Below are 15,131 nucleotides of genomic sequence, written 5' to 3' on the forward strand. Positions count from 1 at the left end.
AACAGGCTGTGAGGGCGCCGAATGGCGGGCGCTCGGGTCGCGCGGACCCTTGAGTACCTGAACGGATTGAAATCGCGAACCGCGAATCATAACCCCGTTGCACTGGTCATGCCAGCATTCATCGCGTCGGCCGGGCGAAGAGCGGCGCGGCATGTGTCGGCAGGCGGTCGAGGTCGACATCGAATCTCAGAGCCTTGTGCACGATAAGTCGGGGCCATGCTCCGCGCTATCAATCCAGGATGCCGGCCTCGGAATCATCATCGTCCGGTATGGTGTGCCTGCCGTAGAAATTGGTGATGTCGAAGAAGTAAGACAGTTTTTCGCCGCTGCTCAATACGATATCCAATCGATCGTAGCGTCTCTCTCCGTCTAAGAAAACGTGCTGCGACGCCAGTGTCCAGCCCTCATGCATCTGGCCATGTTGGGCGATCACATGGTCGTATTCCATCCTGACACCGTCCCAGGCGTCTTCCGCCAGGATCACGAGCGCGGTGGCGAGACTGAGACCATCGCGGCGGCTGTCGTCGATGTCCTGTTGGGTGAGATCGCGCGAATTGGAGTCTGACATGGTCCGTCCTCAGAGTGGATTCAGCCGTGAACGTGTGGTCCGGGGCGCGCTACATTGCGGGAGACTGCCGAAGTTGCTTGCCGGATCGATCCGGGATCGTTAGCCTTGAGTAAATCACACTCAGGCGTCAGACCCTGTCGCACGCGATACATCCCATGAGCGCCGCCCATCTCAGCCGCATCGAGCGGCTCAAACAGCTCGAAGCCTGCTTGCCGATAGAGGGGCGCGCTGAGCGCTGCCCGGACGTGGGGTGCCTGCTCGATCGGATCGGCGGCATCTATGGAGGTGCGAGCGAATCGGCGACCCGTCGCGCCCTGCAGCGCGATCTAAAGGAGTTGGTGTGTGATGGCCGGATCGCGATCGTCAACCCGAACGGCAAGCCGTTGCGCTATCGGCGCCTGATGGACGACCCGGACGACGATCCGGCGGTTTGGGATTGGCTGTGGCAACAGGTGCTCACCCAGGCCGGCGCCACACTGACACGGCGTCAGCTCGATCGGGTCTGGCGCCATCTGCTCACCACCACCGACGGCCCCCGGCTCGATGAGTCGCGCCTGCGCATCCTGCCCGATACCCTGCGCTTACAACCGGTGGAACTCCATGACGGTGTGCTGCGCGCGGTGATCCAGGCGCTGATCCAGCGCCGTGTGCTGCGGGTGCACTACCTCAAGCCCACGGGCGAGCGTCGTGAATCCGATCTGCATCCACAGGCCCTGATGCAGCGCGGACCGATTCCCTATCTGTTCGCGCTCAAGGACGACGAGGCTGAACCCATCCGCCTCTACGCCCTGCATCGCATGACGCGCGCCGAGCTTCTGCCGGAGGTCGAGGCGCGTGTGGCCGATGGCTTCGATCTGGACGCCGCCATCGCTGACGGTCGGGCCGATTTCGGTGCGGGCGAGACGATCGCCCTGGAGCTGCGGGTACGCGGCTATCTGGCCGAGTTGCTGCGCGTCTGTCCGCTCGCACCCGGCCAGAGGATCGAGGACGAACCGCCGGATTCGGACTTCGAGCAGCGGGTCAGCGCCCAGGTGCCGTCGACCGGACAATTGCTGCGCTGGCTGCTGGGAGCGGGTGATAATCTGGAAGTGGTGGCCCCGCCGGATCTGCGCCGCATCGTCGCGGCCCAGACACGCAAGGCGGCGGCCCTGTATGGATAATGACCGTAAACGATCTGATGGGGATTCCGTGAAGCAGGCTGTACATTCTCCAGATGCCGCCGACTGGCCGGTCATCGAAGCGCGGCTGTCCCACGGCTGTGCCGCGCTCGGACTGGCGCCGACGCCCGAGCAACAGGCGCGTCTGGTCGCCTTGCTCGGCCTGCTCACGCGCTGGAACCAGGCCTACAACCTGACCGCCGTGCGCGATCCGCTGGAGATGGTCGCCAAGCATCTGCTCGACAGTCTGGCGATCGCGCCCTTTCTGTTCGGTGAGACGGTGCTCGATGTCGGCACGGGTGCGGGCCTGCCGGGCCTGCCGTTGGCGATCCTGGTGCCCGAGCGCCGCTTCTGGCTGCTCGACAGCAACAACAAGAAGGTGCGCTTCGTCCGCCAGGCGGTGCTCGAACTCGGTCTGACCAACGTCGAGCCGGTGCAATCGCGCATCGAAACGTACCGACCGGGACGAAAATTCAGTACCATAGTCAGCCGCGCAGTGGCCGCCGAATCCGTGCTGCCCGTGCTGACCGCCGATCTCTGTGATCGACCGGGCCGGCTGCTGCTCATGAAGGGGCGCGCGGACGAGGCCGCCGACGAGACCGCCTGGGCCGCGCTGAAGCCGATCGTCCATCGGCTGACGATCCCCTTTCTCGATGCCCCACGTCATCTGATCGAACTCCGGAGTGACTGAGTCGACCATGGTCAACATCATCGCGATCGCCAACCAGAAGGGCGGGGTCGGCAAGACCACCACGGCGGTCAATCTCGCCGCTGCGCTGGCGTTCATGCGCCGTCGCGTGCTCCTGATCGATCTCGATCCGCAGGGCAACGCGACCATGGGTTGCGGGGTCGACAAGCATCAGGTCGAGCATACGACCTGCGATCTGCTGCTGACCGAGGTGCCCATCGCCGACTGTCTCCAGCGCGTCACCGAACCCGCGCCCGGATTCGACCTGCTGCCGTCGAACGCCGATCTGACGGCGGCTGAAATCGGGCTGCTCGACTCGCCCGACCGCGAGCAACGCTTGAGCAAGGTACTGGCCACGGCGGTTGGGGCCTATGAGATGGTCATCATCGACTGTCCGCCCTCGCTCAACATGCTCACGCTCAACGCCCTGGTCGCAGCGCACGGCGTGCTGATCCCGATCCAGTGCGAGTATTACGCGCTCGAAGGTCTGTCCTCGCTGCTCGACACCATCGAACAGGTGCGCGAGAGCCGCAACGCCGGTCTGCGCATCGAAGGTATCCTGCGCACCATGCACGATCCGCGCAATAACCTGGCCAATCAGGTCTCGACCCAGCTCGTCACCCATTTCAAGGATCAGGTCTACCGCACCATCATCCCGCGCAACGTCCGCGTGGCCGAGGCGCCCAGTCATGGTCAGTCGGCGCTGGTCTACGACCCGCAGTCGCGCGGGGCGCTCGCCTATCTGGCGCTCGCCAGCGAGGTGCTGCGCCGTCAAGAAAAACGCCGCCAGGCCGAAGCGGCCTGATCCGCCCCAATCGATCCCAAGACGCATGGACACGAGCGAACAGAAGAACACGCCGCGCAAGAAGGGACTCGGACGCGGACTCGATGCCCTGTTGGGCGCCGCCCGCCCGCCGGCATCCCGACTCGACCCAGTCAGTGACGGAACCCCGACGACGCTCTCCGGGGGCGGTGTCGGTCCGAATCCGGGCCTGTCCCCCGTCGAGACGGTCCGCCGTCTGCCGCTGGAATACATTCAGCGCGGTCGCTATCAGCCGCGACGCGACTTCGATCCTGAGGCGCTACGCGAGCTGGCCGACTCCATCCGCGCCCAAGGCGTGATCCAGCCGATCGTGGTGCGTCCGCTCGCCGAGCCGGGCGCGACCGGCGCGCGTTACGAGATCATCGCCGGCGAGCGTCGCTGGCGTGCCTCGCAGCAGGCGGGGCTGGCCGAGATTCCGGTGGTCGTGCGCGAGGTCGACGAGCGCACCGCCCTAGCCATCGCCCTGATCGAGAACATCCAGCGCGCCGACTTGAACCCACTGGAAGAGGCCGGCGCACTCGAACGTCTGATCACCGAGTTCGATCTGACCCATCAGGACGTCGCCGAGGCGGTCGGCAAGTCGCGCGCCACGGTCAGCAATCTGCTGCGCTTGCTCGAACTCAATGCGGACGTCAAGGAGCTGGTGGCGCAGTCACAGTTGGAGATGGGCCATGCGCGCGCCCTGCTCGGACTCAAGGGCGACATCCAGAGTCAGACTGCGCATCAAGTGGTCGCCGCCGGACTCTCTGTGCGCGAGACCGAGCGTCTGGTGCGCCGAGTCCAGCAGGCCGACGAGCCGTCGCGCGCAACCCCCAAGCCATCTTCGGCGGACGATCCCAACATCCGCCAGCTCCAGAACGACCTGACCGACCGTCTCGGCGCGCACGTCTGGATCCAGCATGGCCAGCGCGGTTCGGGCAAGCTGGTGATCGCCTACAACACCCTGGACGAGCTCGATGGCATCCTGTCACGCATCCAGTGATACACCGACGCCGCGCTTCCGGACGAACGGCGTTCACTGACGTTGACCCTGTGTTCACGAATACTTATAATTGCGGACTTGTGAGTGCCGAATCCACTCCACTCACGTCGATTCAATGCAACAGCCGAACGCGCTTCAAGCCAGACAGATCCTGAAAATCCAGTCGATCTTCGGTTTGATCCTGACAATCATCGCCCTGCCGTTCGGCAGTCCAGTTGCGATTTCAGTCCTGATCGGGGCCGGAACTTGCTGGCTGGCTAACGCCTTACTGGTGGTCTGGGTCTTTCGCGCCTATCGCGCCCAGGCACCGGAGAGGCTGGTTTTGCGTTTTTACAGCGCCGAGGTCGCGAAGATCGCTCTGATACTCGCGCTCTTCGGGGTTGCGTTCGCGATCTATGACGAATTGAACATACCGGCCTTGCTTGGCGCCTACTTCCTGGTCCAAGTGATTCCGACCCTGATTGCCGCTCAAACGGGCAGCCGAACCCAGTAGCGAGAGATGATCGATGGCTTCTTCTGAAACCCTGACCTCCCAAGAATACATCCAGCACCATCTCACCAACCTGACGCTCGGTTGGCATCCCGAGCATGGTCTGGGCTTCGCGCACAACAGCGCCGAAGCGGCTGAGATGGGCTTTTGGGCCATCAACGTCGATACCATGTTTTTCTCGATCCTGCTCGGATCGCTGTTTCTGTGGTTCTTCAAGGGCGTGGCCGAGCGTGTGAGTGCCGGTGTGCCGGGTACGGCACAGAACTTCGTCGAGTGGATCGTCGATTTCGTCGAAGAGAACGTGCGCGGCTCCTTCAGCCACAAGAACGACATGGTCGCCCCCCTGGCGCTGACCATCTTCTCCTGGGTGTTCCTGATGAACCTCATGGACCTGGTGCCGGTCGATCTGATCCCGCATCTGTTCGCCCAGCTGTTCGCCGTCTTTGGCGCCGATCCGCATCACGTCTATCTGAAGGTCGTGCCGACCACCGACCCGAACGCCACCTTTGGCATGGCGCTGACCGTCTTCCTGCTGGTGCTCTACTACAGCATCAAGATGAAAGGGATCGGCGGCTTCCTCGGCGAGCTGACCCTGCAACCCTTCGGTAAGTGGGGTCTGCCCGCGAACCTGATCCTGGAAGGCATCAGCCTGATCTCCAAGCCGATCTCGCTCGCCCTGCGACTCTTCGGCAACATGTACGCCGGTGAGATGATCTTCATCCTGATCGCGCTGCTCTACGGCGGCGGCATGGTCCTGGCCGGGACCGCCGGTGTGCTGCAATTCGTCTGGGCCGTGTTCCACATCCTGATCATCACGCTGCAAGCCTTCATCTTCATGGTGCTGACCATCGTCTATCTGGACATGGCGCATCAGGAGCATCACTGATCGTCCGCCAGGGTGTCGAGCCGCCGACGGCTCGACACCCGGCCCGTTTTCGTCAACCAACAGTTCGTCTTTTTTACTCAAACCCCTGGGGGATCTCATGGAACTCGAAGTCGCACAAGCATTCGCAATGGCCATCAAGTTCATCGGCGCGGGCCTCATGCTCGGTCTGGGCGCGGTCGGCGCCGGCGTGGGCATCGGTGTCCTGGGCGGTCGCTTCCTGGAAGGCGCCGCACGTCAGCCGGAGCTGATCCCGATGCTGCGCACCCAGTTCTTCATCGTCATGGGTCTGGTCGACGCCCTGCCGGTCATCGCGATCGCCATGGGTCTGTACCTGATGTTCGCTGCCTAAACATGCATCCGGCTCCGGCCGGGTCGAGGACACTCGCCTGTCACCCTGACTAGGTCCGAGGCAAAGGCACGAGGCAACGCTATGAACATCAATCTGACCCTGTTCGCCCAGATGATCACCTTCGCGGTGTTCGTCGGGTTCTGCATGAAGTACATCTGGCCGCCCATCGTGAAGGCGTTGGCGGAGCGCAAGGCCAAGATCGCCGAGGGTCTCGCCGCCGCGGAGCGTGGTCACCAGGAGAAGGCGCTCGGCGAGCAGCGCGCGCTGGAACTGATGAAGGAGGCCAAGACCAACGCGGCCGAGATCGTCGGTCAGGCCCAGAAACGTGCGACCGACATCGTCGAAGAGGCGAAGTCCGACGCGCGTTCCGAGGGTGAGCGGCTACTGGCCGCCGCCAAGGCGGAGGTCGAGCGTGAGACCAATCGCGCGCGCGAAGAGCTGCGCGAGAAGGTCGCTACGCTGGCCATCGCCGCCGCCGAGAAGATCCTCCAGAAAGAGATCGACGTCGCGGCCCATCGCTCGATCGTCGACGATTTCGCCAAGCAGCTCTAAGGGAACACCATGGCCGGAGAACTCACCACCATCGCGCGCCCTTATGCCGAGGCCGCCTTCGCGCACGCCAAGGAATCCGGGCGGATCGACGCCTGGGCCGACGCGCTGACGCTGCTGGCGACAGTGACCTCGGATCCGCACATGGCCGCGCAGATCGGCAATCCGACCGTGCCGCGCGAGCGGATCCGCGACCTGCTGCTCGAAATCTGTGGCGACGCGCTGGCGGCGGGTCCGGCCAATCTGGTGCGTCTGCTCGCGGACAACGCGCGGCTCGCGGCCATTCCCGAGATCGCGCGCCTCTTCGAGGAGCGTCGCGTCGCCGATCAAGGCGTGCGTCACGTCCTGGTGCGCAGTGCGTTCGAAGTCGAAGACGCGCAGCGCTCGGCCTTGGCCGACGCGCTCGCGAAGCGCCTGGGCGCTCAGGTCGATCTGAGCTTCGAGATCGATACCGCCCTGCTCGGCGGACTCGAGATCCGCGCCGGCGACTTCGTCATCGACCACTCCGTGCGCGGCAAGATCAAGCAACTGGCCCACGCTCTGCAATTCTGAACTGGACACCGCCATGCAACTGAATCCATCCGAGATCAGCGATCTCATCAAGCAGAAGATCGAGAAATTCGAGCTTCAGACCGAGGCCCGCACCGAAGGCACCGTGGTCAGCGTGACCGACGGCATCGTGCGCATCCACGGGCTGTCCGACGCTCAGTACTATGAGATGCTCGAGTTTCCGGGAAACACCTACGGATTGGCGCTGAACCTGGAGCGTGACTCGGTGGGCGCGGTGGTCCTGGGCGACTACACCCATCTGTCCGAGGGCGATTGGGTCCGTTGCACGGGGCGCGTCCTGGAAGTGCCGGTCGGCGCAGGTCTGCTGGGTCGCGTCGTCGATGCGCTGGGCAACCCCATCGACGGCAAGGGTCCGATCGAAGCCGAAGGCACCTCGCCGATCGAAAAGGTCGCGCCGGGCGTCATCGAGCGCAAGTCGGTCGACCAGCCGGTGCAGACCGGCCTCAAGGCCATCGACGCCATGGTGCCGGTCGGTCGCGGTCAGCGTGAGCTGATCATCGGCGACCGTCAGACCGGTAAGACGGCTGTCGCCATCGACGCCATCATCAACCAGAAAGACACCGGCGTTAAGTGTATCTACGTCGCCGTCGGCCAGAAGAACTCCTCGATCGCCGCCATCGTGCGCAAGCTCGAAGAGCACGGCGCCATGGATCACACCATCATCGTCGCCGCACCCGCCGCTGATTCCGCCGCCATGCAGTTCCTGGCCCCCTATGCCGGCTGCACCATGGGCGAGTACTTCCGCGACAAGGGTGAAGATGCGCTGATCGTCTATGACGACCTGACCAAGCAGGCCTGGGCCTACCGTCAGGTGTCGCTGCTGCTGCGTCGTCCGCCGGGCCGCGAAGCCTATCCGGGTGACGTCTTCTATCTGCACTCGCGTCTGCTCGAGCGCGCCGCGCGCGTCAACGCCGACTACGTCGAGAAGATGACCGACGGCAAGGTCAAGGGCCAGACCGGCTCGCTGACCGCGCTGCCCATCATCGAGACCCAGGCCGGCGACGTGTCCGCCTTCGTTCCGACCAACGTGATCTCGATCACCGACGGTCAGATCTTCCTCGAGACCGACCTCTTCAACGCAGGTATCCGTCCGGCCATCAACGCCGGTCTGTCGGTGTCGCGTGTCGGTGGTGCGGCTCAGACCAAGATCATCAAGAAGCTCGGCGGCGGTATCCGTCTGGCACTGGCGCAGTACCGCGAGCTGGCGGCCTTCTCGCAGTTCGCCTCCGACCTGGACGAGGCGACCCGCAAGCAGCTCCAGCGCGGCGAGCGCGTCACCGAACTCATGAAGCAGTTCCAGTACTCGCCCATGAGCGTCGGTCAGATGGCCATCTCGCTGTTCGCGGCCAACGAGGGCTACCTCGACGACGTCGACGTCAAGAAGGTCGTCGACTTCGAGCGTGCACTCCAGAGCTATGTGAAGTCCGCCCGCGCTGAGTTGCTGGCCAAGATCGATTCGACCGGCGACTTCAACGACGAAATCGCCCAGGCCATGCACGCCGCGATCAAGGACTTCAAGGCCAACAACACCTGGTAAACAGCCGCCGGCGACCGGCCGCCCGCCTCCTGCCGGAGGCCGGCGGGCCGGCGTGGTGCGTTTTGACATCTATCGAACCTCCTCGACCACCGGCCGATCGGCCGGCGGCTGGAAGCTGGAGGCTGGGAGCTAAAGAATGGCAGGCGCCAAAGAAATCCGCACCAAGATCGCGAGCATCAAGAGCACGCAGAAGATCACCAAGGCCATGCAGATGGTCGCGGCCTCCAAGATGCGCAAGGCCCAGGACCGCATGGCCGCCTCCCGTCCCTACGCGGAGAAGATGCTCCAGGTCATCAGTCATCTGGCCAACGCCACGCCCGAGTATCGGCACTCGTTCATGGCGATGGAGCGTCCGCGCAAGCGCGTCGGTTACATCGTCGTCTCGTCCGATCGCGGACTGTGCGGCGGTCTCAACAGCAACCTGTTCCGCCGTCTGATCGCCGAGATCAAGGAGCAACGCGCCGCCGGCATCGAGCCGGTGTTCTGCACCATCGGCAGCAAGGCGCTCGGCTTCTTCAAGCGCTTCGGCGGCGAGGTCAAGGCGCAGGCGACCCATCTGGGCGACAAGCCGCACGTCGAGGATCTGGTCGGCACGGTCAAGGTCATGCTCGATGCCTTCGAGGCCGGCGAGATCGACGCCATCTATGTGGTCGGCAACGAGTTCGTCAACACCATGACCCAGCGTCCGGTGATCCGCCAGCTGGTGCCGCTGGTGCCGGGCGAGCGCGAAGCCATGCCCTATCACTGGGATTACATCTACGAGCCGGACGCCAAGACGGTCCTGGATGCCCTGTTGACGCGCTACATCGAATCACTGGTCTATCAGGCTGTGGTCGAGAACAGCGCCTGTGAGCAGGCCGCGCGCATGGTCGCGATGAAGGCCGCCTCGGACAACGCCGGCAACCTGATCGGTGAGTTGCAGCTCGTCTACAACAAGGCGCGTCAGGCCGCCATCACCCAGGAGATCTCCGAGATCGTCAGCGGCGCCGCCGCCGTCTAACCGACCGGCCGGCCGCGCGCTCGATCCGTGATCGCTCCGGGCGGGGCACGGGATCCAAACAGAATCGCTTAAGTGGCTGTGAGGCCAAAGAGGATAAAGACTATGAGTTCCGGTAACGTGGTGGAAATCATCGGCGCCGTGGTGGACGTGCAGTTCCCGCGCGGCGAGATGCCCAAGGTCTATGATGCGCTCAAAATCGAGTCGACGGGTCTGACGCTGGAAGTCCAGCAGCAGCTCGGCGACGGTGTGGTGCGTACCATCGCCATGGGTTCGACCGACGGTCTGCAGCGCGGCGTCGACGTGACCGCCACGGGCGCGCCCATTCAGGTGCCGGTCGGTCAGGCGACCCTGGGCCGCATCATGGACGTGCTGGGCAATCCCATCGACGAGCAGGGCGAAGTCAAGAGCGAAGCGCGCTGGTCGATCCACCGTCAGGCACCCAAGCTGGAAGATCAGGCCGCCTCGACCGAGATCCTGGAGACCGGCATCAAGGTCATCGACCTGATCATGCCGATCGCCAAGGGCGGTAAGGTCGGTCTGTTCGGCGGCGCCGGCGTCGGCAAGACCGTCACCCTGATGGAGCTGATCCGTAACATCGCTGTCGAACACTCGGGTTTCTCGGTGTTCGCGGGCGTCGGTGAGCGTACGCGTGAGGGTAACGACTTCTATCACGAGATGAAGGACGGCGGCGTTCTCGACAAGGTGGCCCTGGTCTACGGCCAGATGAACGAGCCGCCGGGCAACCGTCTGCGCGTGGCCCTGACCGGCCTGACCATGGCCGAGTACTTCCGCGACGAAGGCCGTGACGTGCTGATGTTCATCGACAACATCTACCGTTACACCCTGGCCGGTACCGAGGTGTCCGCGCTGCTGGGCCGTATGCCGTCCGCCGTGGGTTATCAGCCGACCCTGGCCTCCGAGATGGGCGCCCTGCAGGAGCGCATCACCTCGACCCGCACCGGCTCGATCACCTCGTTCCAGGCCGTCTACGTGCCCGCCGACGACTTGACCGACCCCTCGCCGGCCACCACCTTCGCGCACCTGGACGCCACCCTGGTGCTGTCGCGTCAGATCGCCGAGCTGGGTATCTATCCCGCCGTGGATCCGCTCGACTCCACCAGCCGTATCCTCGACCCCAACGTCGTCGGCACCGAGCACTACGAGACTGCGCGTGCCGTGCAGGGGACGCTCCAGCGCTACAAGGAGCTCAAGGACATCATCGCGATCCTGGGCATGGACGAGCTGTCGGAAGAAGACAAGCTCACCGTCAACCGTGCGCGTAAGATCCAGCGCTTCCTGTCGCAGCCGTTCTTCGTCGCCGAAGTCTTCACCGGCGCGCCCGGCAAGTTCGTGTCGGTCAAGGACACCATCAAGGACTTCAAGGCCATCGTCAACGGCGAGTACGACCACCTGCCCGAGCAGGCGTTCTACATGGTCGGCGGCATCGAGGAAGCGGTCGAGAAAGCCAAGAAGATGGCCAACTAAGGGGGACTTTTCCCAATGGCAATGACAGTCCACGTCGATATCGTCAGTGCCGAAGGCGCCATCCACTCAGGTCAGGCGGCCATGGTCTATGCCACGGCCGAGATGGGTGAAGTCGGTATCGCGCCACGGCACACCGCCTTCATCAGCCGTCTGCGTCCGGGCGACGTGCGGGTGGAGAACGAGCAGGGCGAGCAGGAGCATTTCTATGTCTCCGGCGGCATGCTCGAAGTCCAGCCGCACAAAGTGACGGTGCTGGCCGATACCGCCATCCGCGCACGCGATCTCGACGAGGCCGCCGCGCTGGAAGCCAAGCGGCGCGCCGAGGATGCGCTCTCCGGTCAGAAGGCCGAGTTCGAGTACGCCAAGGCGCAGGCCGAGCTGGCCGAGGCCGTGGCGCAACTGCGGGCGATCGAGAAGCTGCGCAAGATGAAGCGTGGCTGATCGGTTCAGCGGTCAGCGCTGAGCGATTCGATCCGAACAGACGCCCCCGATCAGTGATGACGGGGGCGTTTTTCTTTGATGGAGTCTGAGCGATGAAGACAGGTGTCGTGATCCTGGCGGCGGGGCAGGGCAAGCGGATGCGTTCGCGTCGGCCCAAGGTGTTGCATCCACTCGCGGGACGTCCGCTGCTGGCGCATGTGCTGGCGGCGGCGCGCGCGCTCGATCCGGCGCGGATCGTCGTGGTCCACGGGCATGGCGGGGAGCAGGTGCGCGCGGCACTGGCCGACGAGGATTGCCTTTGGGTCGAGCAGGCCGAGCAGCGCGGGACGGGGCATGCCGTCATCCAGGCCATGCCGGCGCTGACCGACATGGATCGGGTGCTGGTGCTCTATGGCGATGTGCCGCTGATCACGCCGGAGACGCTGGAGCGACTGGTCGCGCTGGCGGGTTCGACGCCGCTGGCGGTGCTGACGGCCGAGCTGGACGATCCGAGCGGCTATGGCCGCATCCTGCGCGATGCCGAGGCTCGGGTGGTCCGCATCGTCGAGGACAAGGATGCCACGTCCGACGAACGCGCGATCCGCGAGATCAATACCGGCTTCCTGGTCGCCGATCATGCACGCCTGGTCTCCTGGCTGGACCGGATCGATGACGACAATGCTCAGGGCGAATACTATCTGACCGATGTCATCGAACTGGCGGCGCGTGAAGGTGTGGCGATCGCGACCACGCAACCGGAGGACTTGCACGAGGTCGCTGGTGTGAACGATCGCGTCCAGCTCGCCGAGCTGGAGCGGATTCATCAACGCCGGCAGGCCGAGTCGCTGATGCGATCCGGCGTGACGCTGGCCGATCCGGCGCGTTTCGACCTGCGCGGGCGGCTTGACACGGAGCCGGACGTCTTCATCGACGTCAATGTCGTCATCGAAGGCGAGGTCCGTCTAGCCTCCGGTGTGCGCGTCGGTCCCAACTGCGTGCTCAAGGATTGCGTCATCGGTCCCGATACCGAGATCCAGGCCAACTGTGTCATCGAATCGGCCGAGGTCGGCGCCAACGCGCGCATCGGCCCCTTCGCCCGTCTGCGCCCCGAAGCGCGGCTGGCCGACGACACCCATGTCGGCAACTTCGTCGAGATCAAGAAGACACAGGTCGGACGCGGCAGCAAAGTCAATCATCTGACCTATCTAGGCGATGCCGAGGTCGGAGCCGGAGTCAATGTCGGCGCCGGCACCATCACCTGCAACTATGACGGTGTGAACAAGTTCAAGACCCGGATCGGCGATGGGGCTTTCATCGGCTCCAACACGGCGCTGGTGGCACCGGTCACGGTCGGCGCGGGCGCGACCATCGGCGCCGGCTCGGTCGTCACGCGCGAGGCGCCGGCCGATCAGCTCACGCTCACGCGCGCGCGTCAGACGACGATCCAAGGCTGGAAGCGACCCACGAAGAAGACTTGAACGGCTTGAATCCATGACACGGGGTCGACGCCTCGATCGTTTCGACCCGCTCGCCAATGCATATTGAACTCAAGGATCAAGGGGGCCATCGCCCATGTGCGGAATCGTCGGTGCCATCGCTCAACGTCCAGTCGCGGCCATCCTGCTGGAGGGGCTGCGTCGGCTCGAATATCGCGGATACGACTCGGCGGGACTGGCCGTGCTCGATGAGTCGGGCCGGCTTGATCGGCGGCGCGAACTCGGCAAGGTCGCGCGTCTGGCCGAGGCGGTCGCGGCCAGTCCGCTGCCGGGCACGCTCGGCATCGCTCACACACGCTGGGCGACCCACGGTGAGCCGGCGACCCACAATGCCCATCCGCACGTCAGTCACGATCGTTGCATGCTCGTTCACAACGGCATCATCGAGAACCACGAGGAACTGCGACGCGAACAGCTCGCCGCCGGATACGTCTTCACGTCCGAGACGGACACCGAGGTCGTGGTCCATGCCATCCATGCCGAGCTCGACCGTGGTCAATCACTGATCGAGGCGGTGCGCGCGGCCACTGGACGCTTGCGCGGAGCCTATGCGCTGGGTGTGATCGATGCGGCGGATCCCGAGCATCTGGTCGCGGCGCGCGAGGGGAGTCCATTGGTGATCGGGGTCGGTTTCGGCGAGCACTTCATCGCTTCGGACGTCTTTGCGCTGCTGCCGGTCACGAATCGCTTCATCTTCCTGGAGGAAGGGGATCTGGCCGAGCTGACGCGCGATCAGGTCCGCATCTGGGATCGCGCCGGCCAGCGCGTCGAGCGCCCGATCAAGACCTCCACGGTCGCGGCCGAGGCCACCGAACGCGGTCCGTATCGCCACTACATGCAGAAAGAGATCTTCGAGCAGCCGCGCGCCATCGCCGATACCCTGGAAGGTCGGTTGACGGGTGAGCGGGTGTTGCCCGAGACCTTCGGCAACCAGGCCAGTGAACTCTTCCAGGGTATTCGGAATGTAACGATCGTCGCCTGTGGCACCAGCTTCCATGCCGCGCTGGTGGCGCGTTACTGGATGGAGGCTGTCGCCGGTCTGCCCTGTCAGGTCGAGGTGGCGAGCGAGTATCGCTATCGCCGGCACGTGGTTCCGGAGCACGCGCTGTTCGTGACCATCTCTCAGTCTGGCGAGACCGCCGACACCCTGGCTGCCCTGCGTCAGGCCAAGGCGTCCGGCTATGCCGCGACGCTGGCCATCTGCAACGTGCCCGAGAGTTCGCTGGTGCGCGAGTCGGATCTGGTCTTTCTCACCCATGCCGGACCCGAGATCGGCGTGGCCTCGACCAAGGCGTTCACCACCCAGCTGGTGGCGCTGCTGCTGCTGACCATCGCGCTTGGACGCTTCCATCGTCTCGACGCGACGACCGAAGCCAGGCTGGTGGCACTGCTGCGCGCCCTGCCGGGCAAAATCGAAGACGTGCTGCGTCTTGACGAGACCATCGCCGCACTCGCCGAGCGCTTCATCGACAAACAGCACGCCCTCTTTCTCGGGCGCGGCGAACAATATCCGATCGCCATGGAAGGGGCGCTCAAGCTCAAGGAGATCTCCTACATCCATGCCGAAGCCTATGCTGCGGGCGAACTCAAGCATGGCCCCCTGGCGCTGATCGACGAGCAGATGCCGGTGGTGGCGGTTGCGCCCAACAACGCGCTGCTCGAAAAGCTCAAGTCCAATCTGGAGGAGGTGCGCGCCCGTGGCGGTCAGCTCGTGGTTTTCGCCGATTTTCAGGTGCCGCTGGAGGAAGGCGAGGGCGTGACGGTCGTGCGTCTGCCCGAGACCGATGATCTGATCGATCCGCTGATCTTCACCATCCCGCTGCAACTGCTGGCCTATCATGTGGCCGTACTCAAGGGGACCGATGTCGATCAGCCGCGCAATCTGGCCAAATCGGTGACGGTGGAGTAGGCTCGGCTTGCTGTCAGTTGAAGGACTGTCTCACGCGGAGCATCGTGAGCGGTCGACATTTTGTCGACGGCCTGGGGCGCGCTATTTTTGTCAGAGTGTGACGGAGTTTGCAAACAGACATGAATGAAACCCCTAGACTTCAGCGTTGTCGAAACTTGCCCGCCGTGATCTGTCGTATCCCTGAGCACTAAATTGCAAGCCGCCTCGGCGTTTGCGATCCCG

The 15,131-nt window shown here is 64.3% G+C and carries 16 protein-coding genes; 15 read left to right on the forward strand and 1 reads right to left on the reverse strand.

All coding sequences use genetic code 11. The annotated features are described in order from the left end of the window. Window positions 1–229: 229 nt before the first annotated feature. Entirely contained in the window at window positions 230–568 is a 339-nt protein-coding gene (locus ALVIN_RS00170) for a hypothetical protein (RefSeq protein WP_012969282.1), read from the reverse strand. Window positions 569–723: 155 nt separating this feature from the next. On the opposite strand from ALVIN_RS00170, the gene ALVIN_RS00175 reads away from it, so the two are divergent. The 15 genes from ALVIN_RS00175 to glmS all read left to right on the forward strand — a co-directional run bounded on the left by ALVIN_RS00175 (window position 724) and on the right by glmS (window position 14,909). Next, window positions 724–1,728 (forward strand): helix-turn-helix transcriptional regulator, encoded by a 1,005-nt coding sequence (locus tag ALVIN_RS00175; protein WP_012969283.1) that lies wholly within the window; start codon window positions 724–726, stop codon window positions 1,726–1,728. Then, a complete protein-coding gene (gene rsmG / locus ALVIN_RS00180) occupies window positions 1,721–2,416 on the forward strand; it encodes a 16S rRNA (guanine(527)-N(7))-methyltransferase RsmG (protein ID WP_012969284.1) in 696 nt (231 codons plus the stop codon). The genes ALVIN_RS00175 and rsmG overlap by 8 nt, the downstream gene beginning before the upstream one ends. A gap of 7 nt (window positions 2,417–2,423) precedes the next feature. Next, entirely contained in the window at window positions 2,424–3,218 is a 795-nt protein-coding gene (locus ALVIN_RS00185) for a ParA family protein (protein WP_012969285.1), read from the forward strand. 25 nt (window positions 3,219–3,243) lie between these two features. Further along, window positions 3,244–4,218: a ParB/RepB/Spo0J family partition protein gene (locus ALVIN_RS00190; protein ID WP_012969286.1), complete on the forward strand. Its 975-nt coding sequence runs from the start codon at window positions 3,244–3,246 to the stop codon at window positions 4,216–4,218. 115 nt (window positions 4,219–4,333) lie between these two features. Beyond that, on the forward strand, window positions 4,334–4,711 hold the full coding sequence (locus tag ALVIN_RS00195; protein ID WP_012969287.1) for an ATP synthase subunit I: 378 nt from the start codon (window positions 4,334–4,336) through the stop codon (window positions 4,709–4,711). 13 nt (window positions 4,712–4,724) lie between these two features. After that, window positions 4,725–5,594: a F0F1 ATP synthase subunit A gene (atpB, locus tag ALVIN_RS00200; protein WP_012969288.1), complete on the forward strand. Its 870-nt coding sequence runs from the start codon at window positions 4,725–4,727 to the stop codon at window positions 5,592–5,594. A 97-nt stretch (window positions 5,595–5,691) separates the two neighbouring features. Continuing rightward, a complete protein-coding gene (gene atpE / locus ALVIN_RS00205) occupies window positions 5,692–5,943 on the forward strand; it encodes a F0F1 ATP synthase subunit C (protein WP_012969289.1) in 252 nt (83 codons plus the stop codon). Between the two features lie 81 nt (window positions 5,944–6,024). After that, window positions 6,025–6,495 carry a F0F1 ATP synthase subunit B gene (locus ALVIN_RS00210; RefSeq protein ID WP_012969290.1) on the forward strand — a complete coding sequence of 157 codons (471 nt, stop codon included), beginning with the start codon at window positions 6,025–6,027 and terminating at the stop codon, window positions 6,493–6,495. A gap of 9 nt (window positions 6,496–6,504) precedes the next feature. Next, window positions 6,505–7,044: a F0F1 ATP synthase subunit delta gene (locus tag ALVIN_RS00215; protein ID WP_012969291.1), complete on the forward strand. Its 540-nt coding sequence runs from the start codon at window positions 6,505–6,507 to the stop codon at window positions 7,042–7,044. Between the two features lie 13 nt (window positions 7,045–7,057). Continuing rightward, a complete protein-coding gene (atpA, locus tag ALVIN_RS00220) occupies window positions 7,058–8,599 on the forward strand; it encodes a F0F1 ATP synthase subunit alpha (protein ID WP_012969292.1) in 1,542 nt (513 codons plus the stop codon). Between the two features lie 136 nt (window positions 8,600–8,735). After that, complete coding sequence (atpG, locus tag ALVIN_RS00225; RefSeq protein ID WP_012969293.1) at window positions 8,736–9,599, forward strand: F0F1 ATP synthase subunit gamma; 864 nt, start codon at window positions 8,736–8,738, stop codon at window positions 9,597–9,599. Window positions 9,600–9,701: 102 nt separating this feature from the next. Further along, entirely contained in the window at window positions 9,702–11,084 is a 1,383-nt protein-coding gene (atpD, locus tag ALVIN_RS00230; protein WP_012969294.1) for a F0F1 ATP synthase subunit beta, read from the forward strand. Between the two features lie 15 nt (window positions 11,085–11,099). Further along, entirely contained in the window at window positions 11,100–11,525 is a 426-nt protein-coding gene (locus tag ALVIN_RS00235) for a F0F1 ATP synthase subunit epsilon (RefSeq protein ID WP_012969295.1), read from the forward strand. Window positions 11,526–11,617: 92 nt separating this feature from the next. After that, window positions 11,618–12,982, forward strand: a complete 1,365-nt coding sequence (glmU, locus tag ALVIN_RS00240) for a bifunctional UDP-N-acetylglucosamine diphosphorylase/glucosamine-1-phosphate N-acetyltransferase GlmU (RefSeq protein ID WP_012969296.1) — start codon at window positions 11,618–11,620, stop codon at window positions 12,980–12,982. Between the two features lie 94 nt (window positions 12,983–13,076). Further along, on the forward strand, window positions 13,077–14,909 hold the full coding sequence (glmS, locus tag ALVIN_RS00245) for a glutamine--fructose-6-phosphate transaminase (isomerizing) (RefSeq protein WP_012969297.1): 1,833 nt from the start codon (window positions 13,077–13,079) through the stop codon (window positions 14,907–14,909). Window positions 14,910–15,131: the final 222 nt, after the last annotated feature.

The sequence above is a fragment of the Allochromatium vinosum DSM 180 genome, assembly GCF_000025485.1.
GTDB classification, from domain to species: domain Bacteria; phylum Pseudomonadota; class Gammaproteobacteria; order Chromatiales; family Chromatiaceae; genus Thermochromatium; species Thermochromatium vinosum.

What these genes read in the sequence shown, in the direction of transcription:
- ALVIN_RS00170 (WP_012969282.1), bottom strand. Translation starts at nt 568, where the DNA reads ATGTCAGACTCCAATTCGCGCGATCTCACCCAACAGGACATCGACGAC.
- ALVIN_RS00175 (WP_012969283.1), top strand. Translation starts at nt 724, where the DNA reads ATGAGCGCCGCCCATCTCAGCCGCATCGAGCGGCTCAAACAGCTCGAA.
- rsmG (WP_012969284.1), top strand. Translation starts at nt 1,721, where the DNA reads ATGGATAATGACCGTAAACGATCTGATGGGGATTCCGTGAAGCAGGCT.
- ALVIN_RS00185 (WP_012969285.1), top strand. Translation starts at nt 2,424, where the DNA reads ATGGTCAACATCATCGCGATCGCCAACCAGAAGGGCGGGGTCGGCAAG.
- ALVIN_RS00190 (WP_012969286.1), top strand. Translation starts at nt 3,244, where the DNA reads ATGGACACGAGCGAACAGAAGAACACGCCGCGCAAGAAGGGACTCGGA.
- ALVIN_RS00195 (WP_012969287.1), top strand. Translation starts at nt 4,334, where the DNA reads ATGCAACAGCCGAACGCGCTTCAAGCCAGACAGATCCTGAAAATCCAG.
- atpB (WP_012969288.1), top strand. Translation starts at nt 4,725, where the DNA reads ATGGCTTCTTCTGAAACCCTGACCTCCCAAGAATACATCCAGCACCAT.
- atpE (WP_012969289.1), top strand. Translation starts at nt 5,692, where the DNA reads ATGGAACTCGAAGTCGCACAAGCATTCGCAATGGCCATCAAGTTCATC.
- ALVIN_RS00210 (WP_012969290.1), top strand. Translation starts at nt 6,025, where the DNA reads ATGAACATCAATCTGACCCTGTTCGCCCAGATGATCACCTTCGCGGTG.
- ALVIN_RS00215 (WP_012969291.1), top strand. Translation starts at nt 6,505, where the DNA reads ATGGCCGGAGAACTCACCACCATCGCGCGCCCTTATGCCGAGGCCGCC.
- atpA (WP_012969292.1), top strand. Translation starts at nt 7,058, where the DNA reads ATGCAACTGAATCCATCCGAGATCAGCGATCTCATCAAGCAGAAGATC.
- atpG (WP_012969293.1), top strand. Translation starts at nt 8,736, where the DNA reads ATGGCAGGCGCCAAAGAAATCCGCACCAAGATCGCGAGCATCAAGAGC.
- atpD (WP_012969294.1), top strand. Translation starts at nt 9,702, where the DNA reads ATGAGTTCCGGTAACGTGGTGGAAATCATCGGCGCCGTGGTGGACGTG.
- ALVIN_RS00235 (WP_012969295.1), top strand. Translation starts at nt 11,100, where the DNA reads ATGGCAATGACAGTCCACGTCGATATCGTCAGTGCCGAAGGCGCCATC.
- glmU (WP_012969296.1), top strand. Translation starts at nt 11,618, where the DNA reads ATGAAGACAGGTGTCGTGATCCTGGCGGCGGGGCAGGGCAAGCGGATG.
- glmS (WP_012969297.1), top strand. Translation starts at nt 13,077, where the DNA reads ATGTGCGGAATCGTCGGTGCCATCGCTCAACGTCCAGTCGCGGCCATC.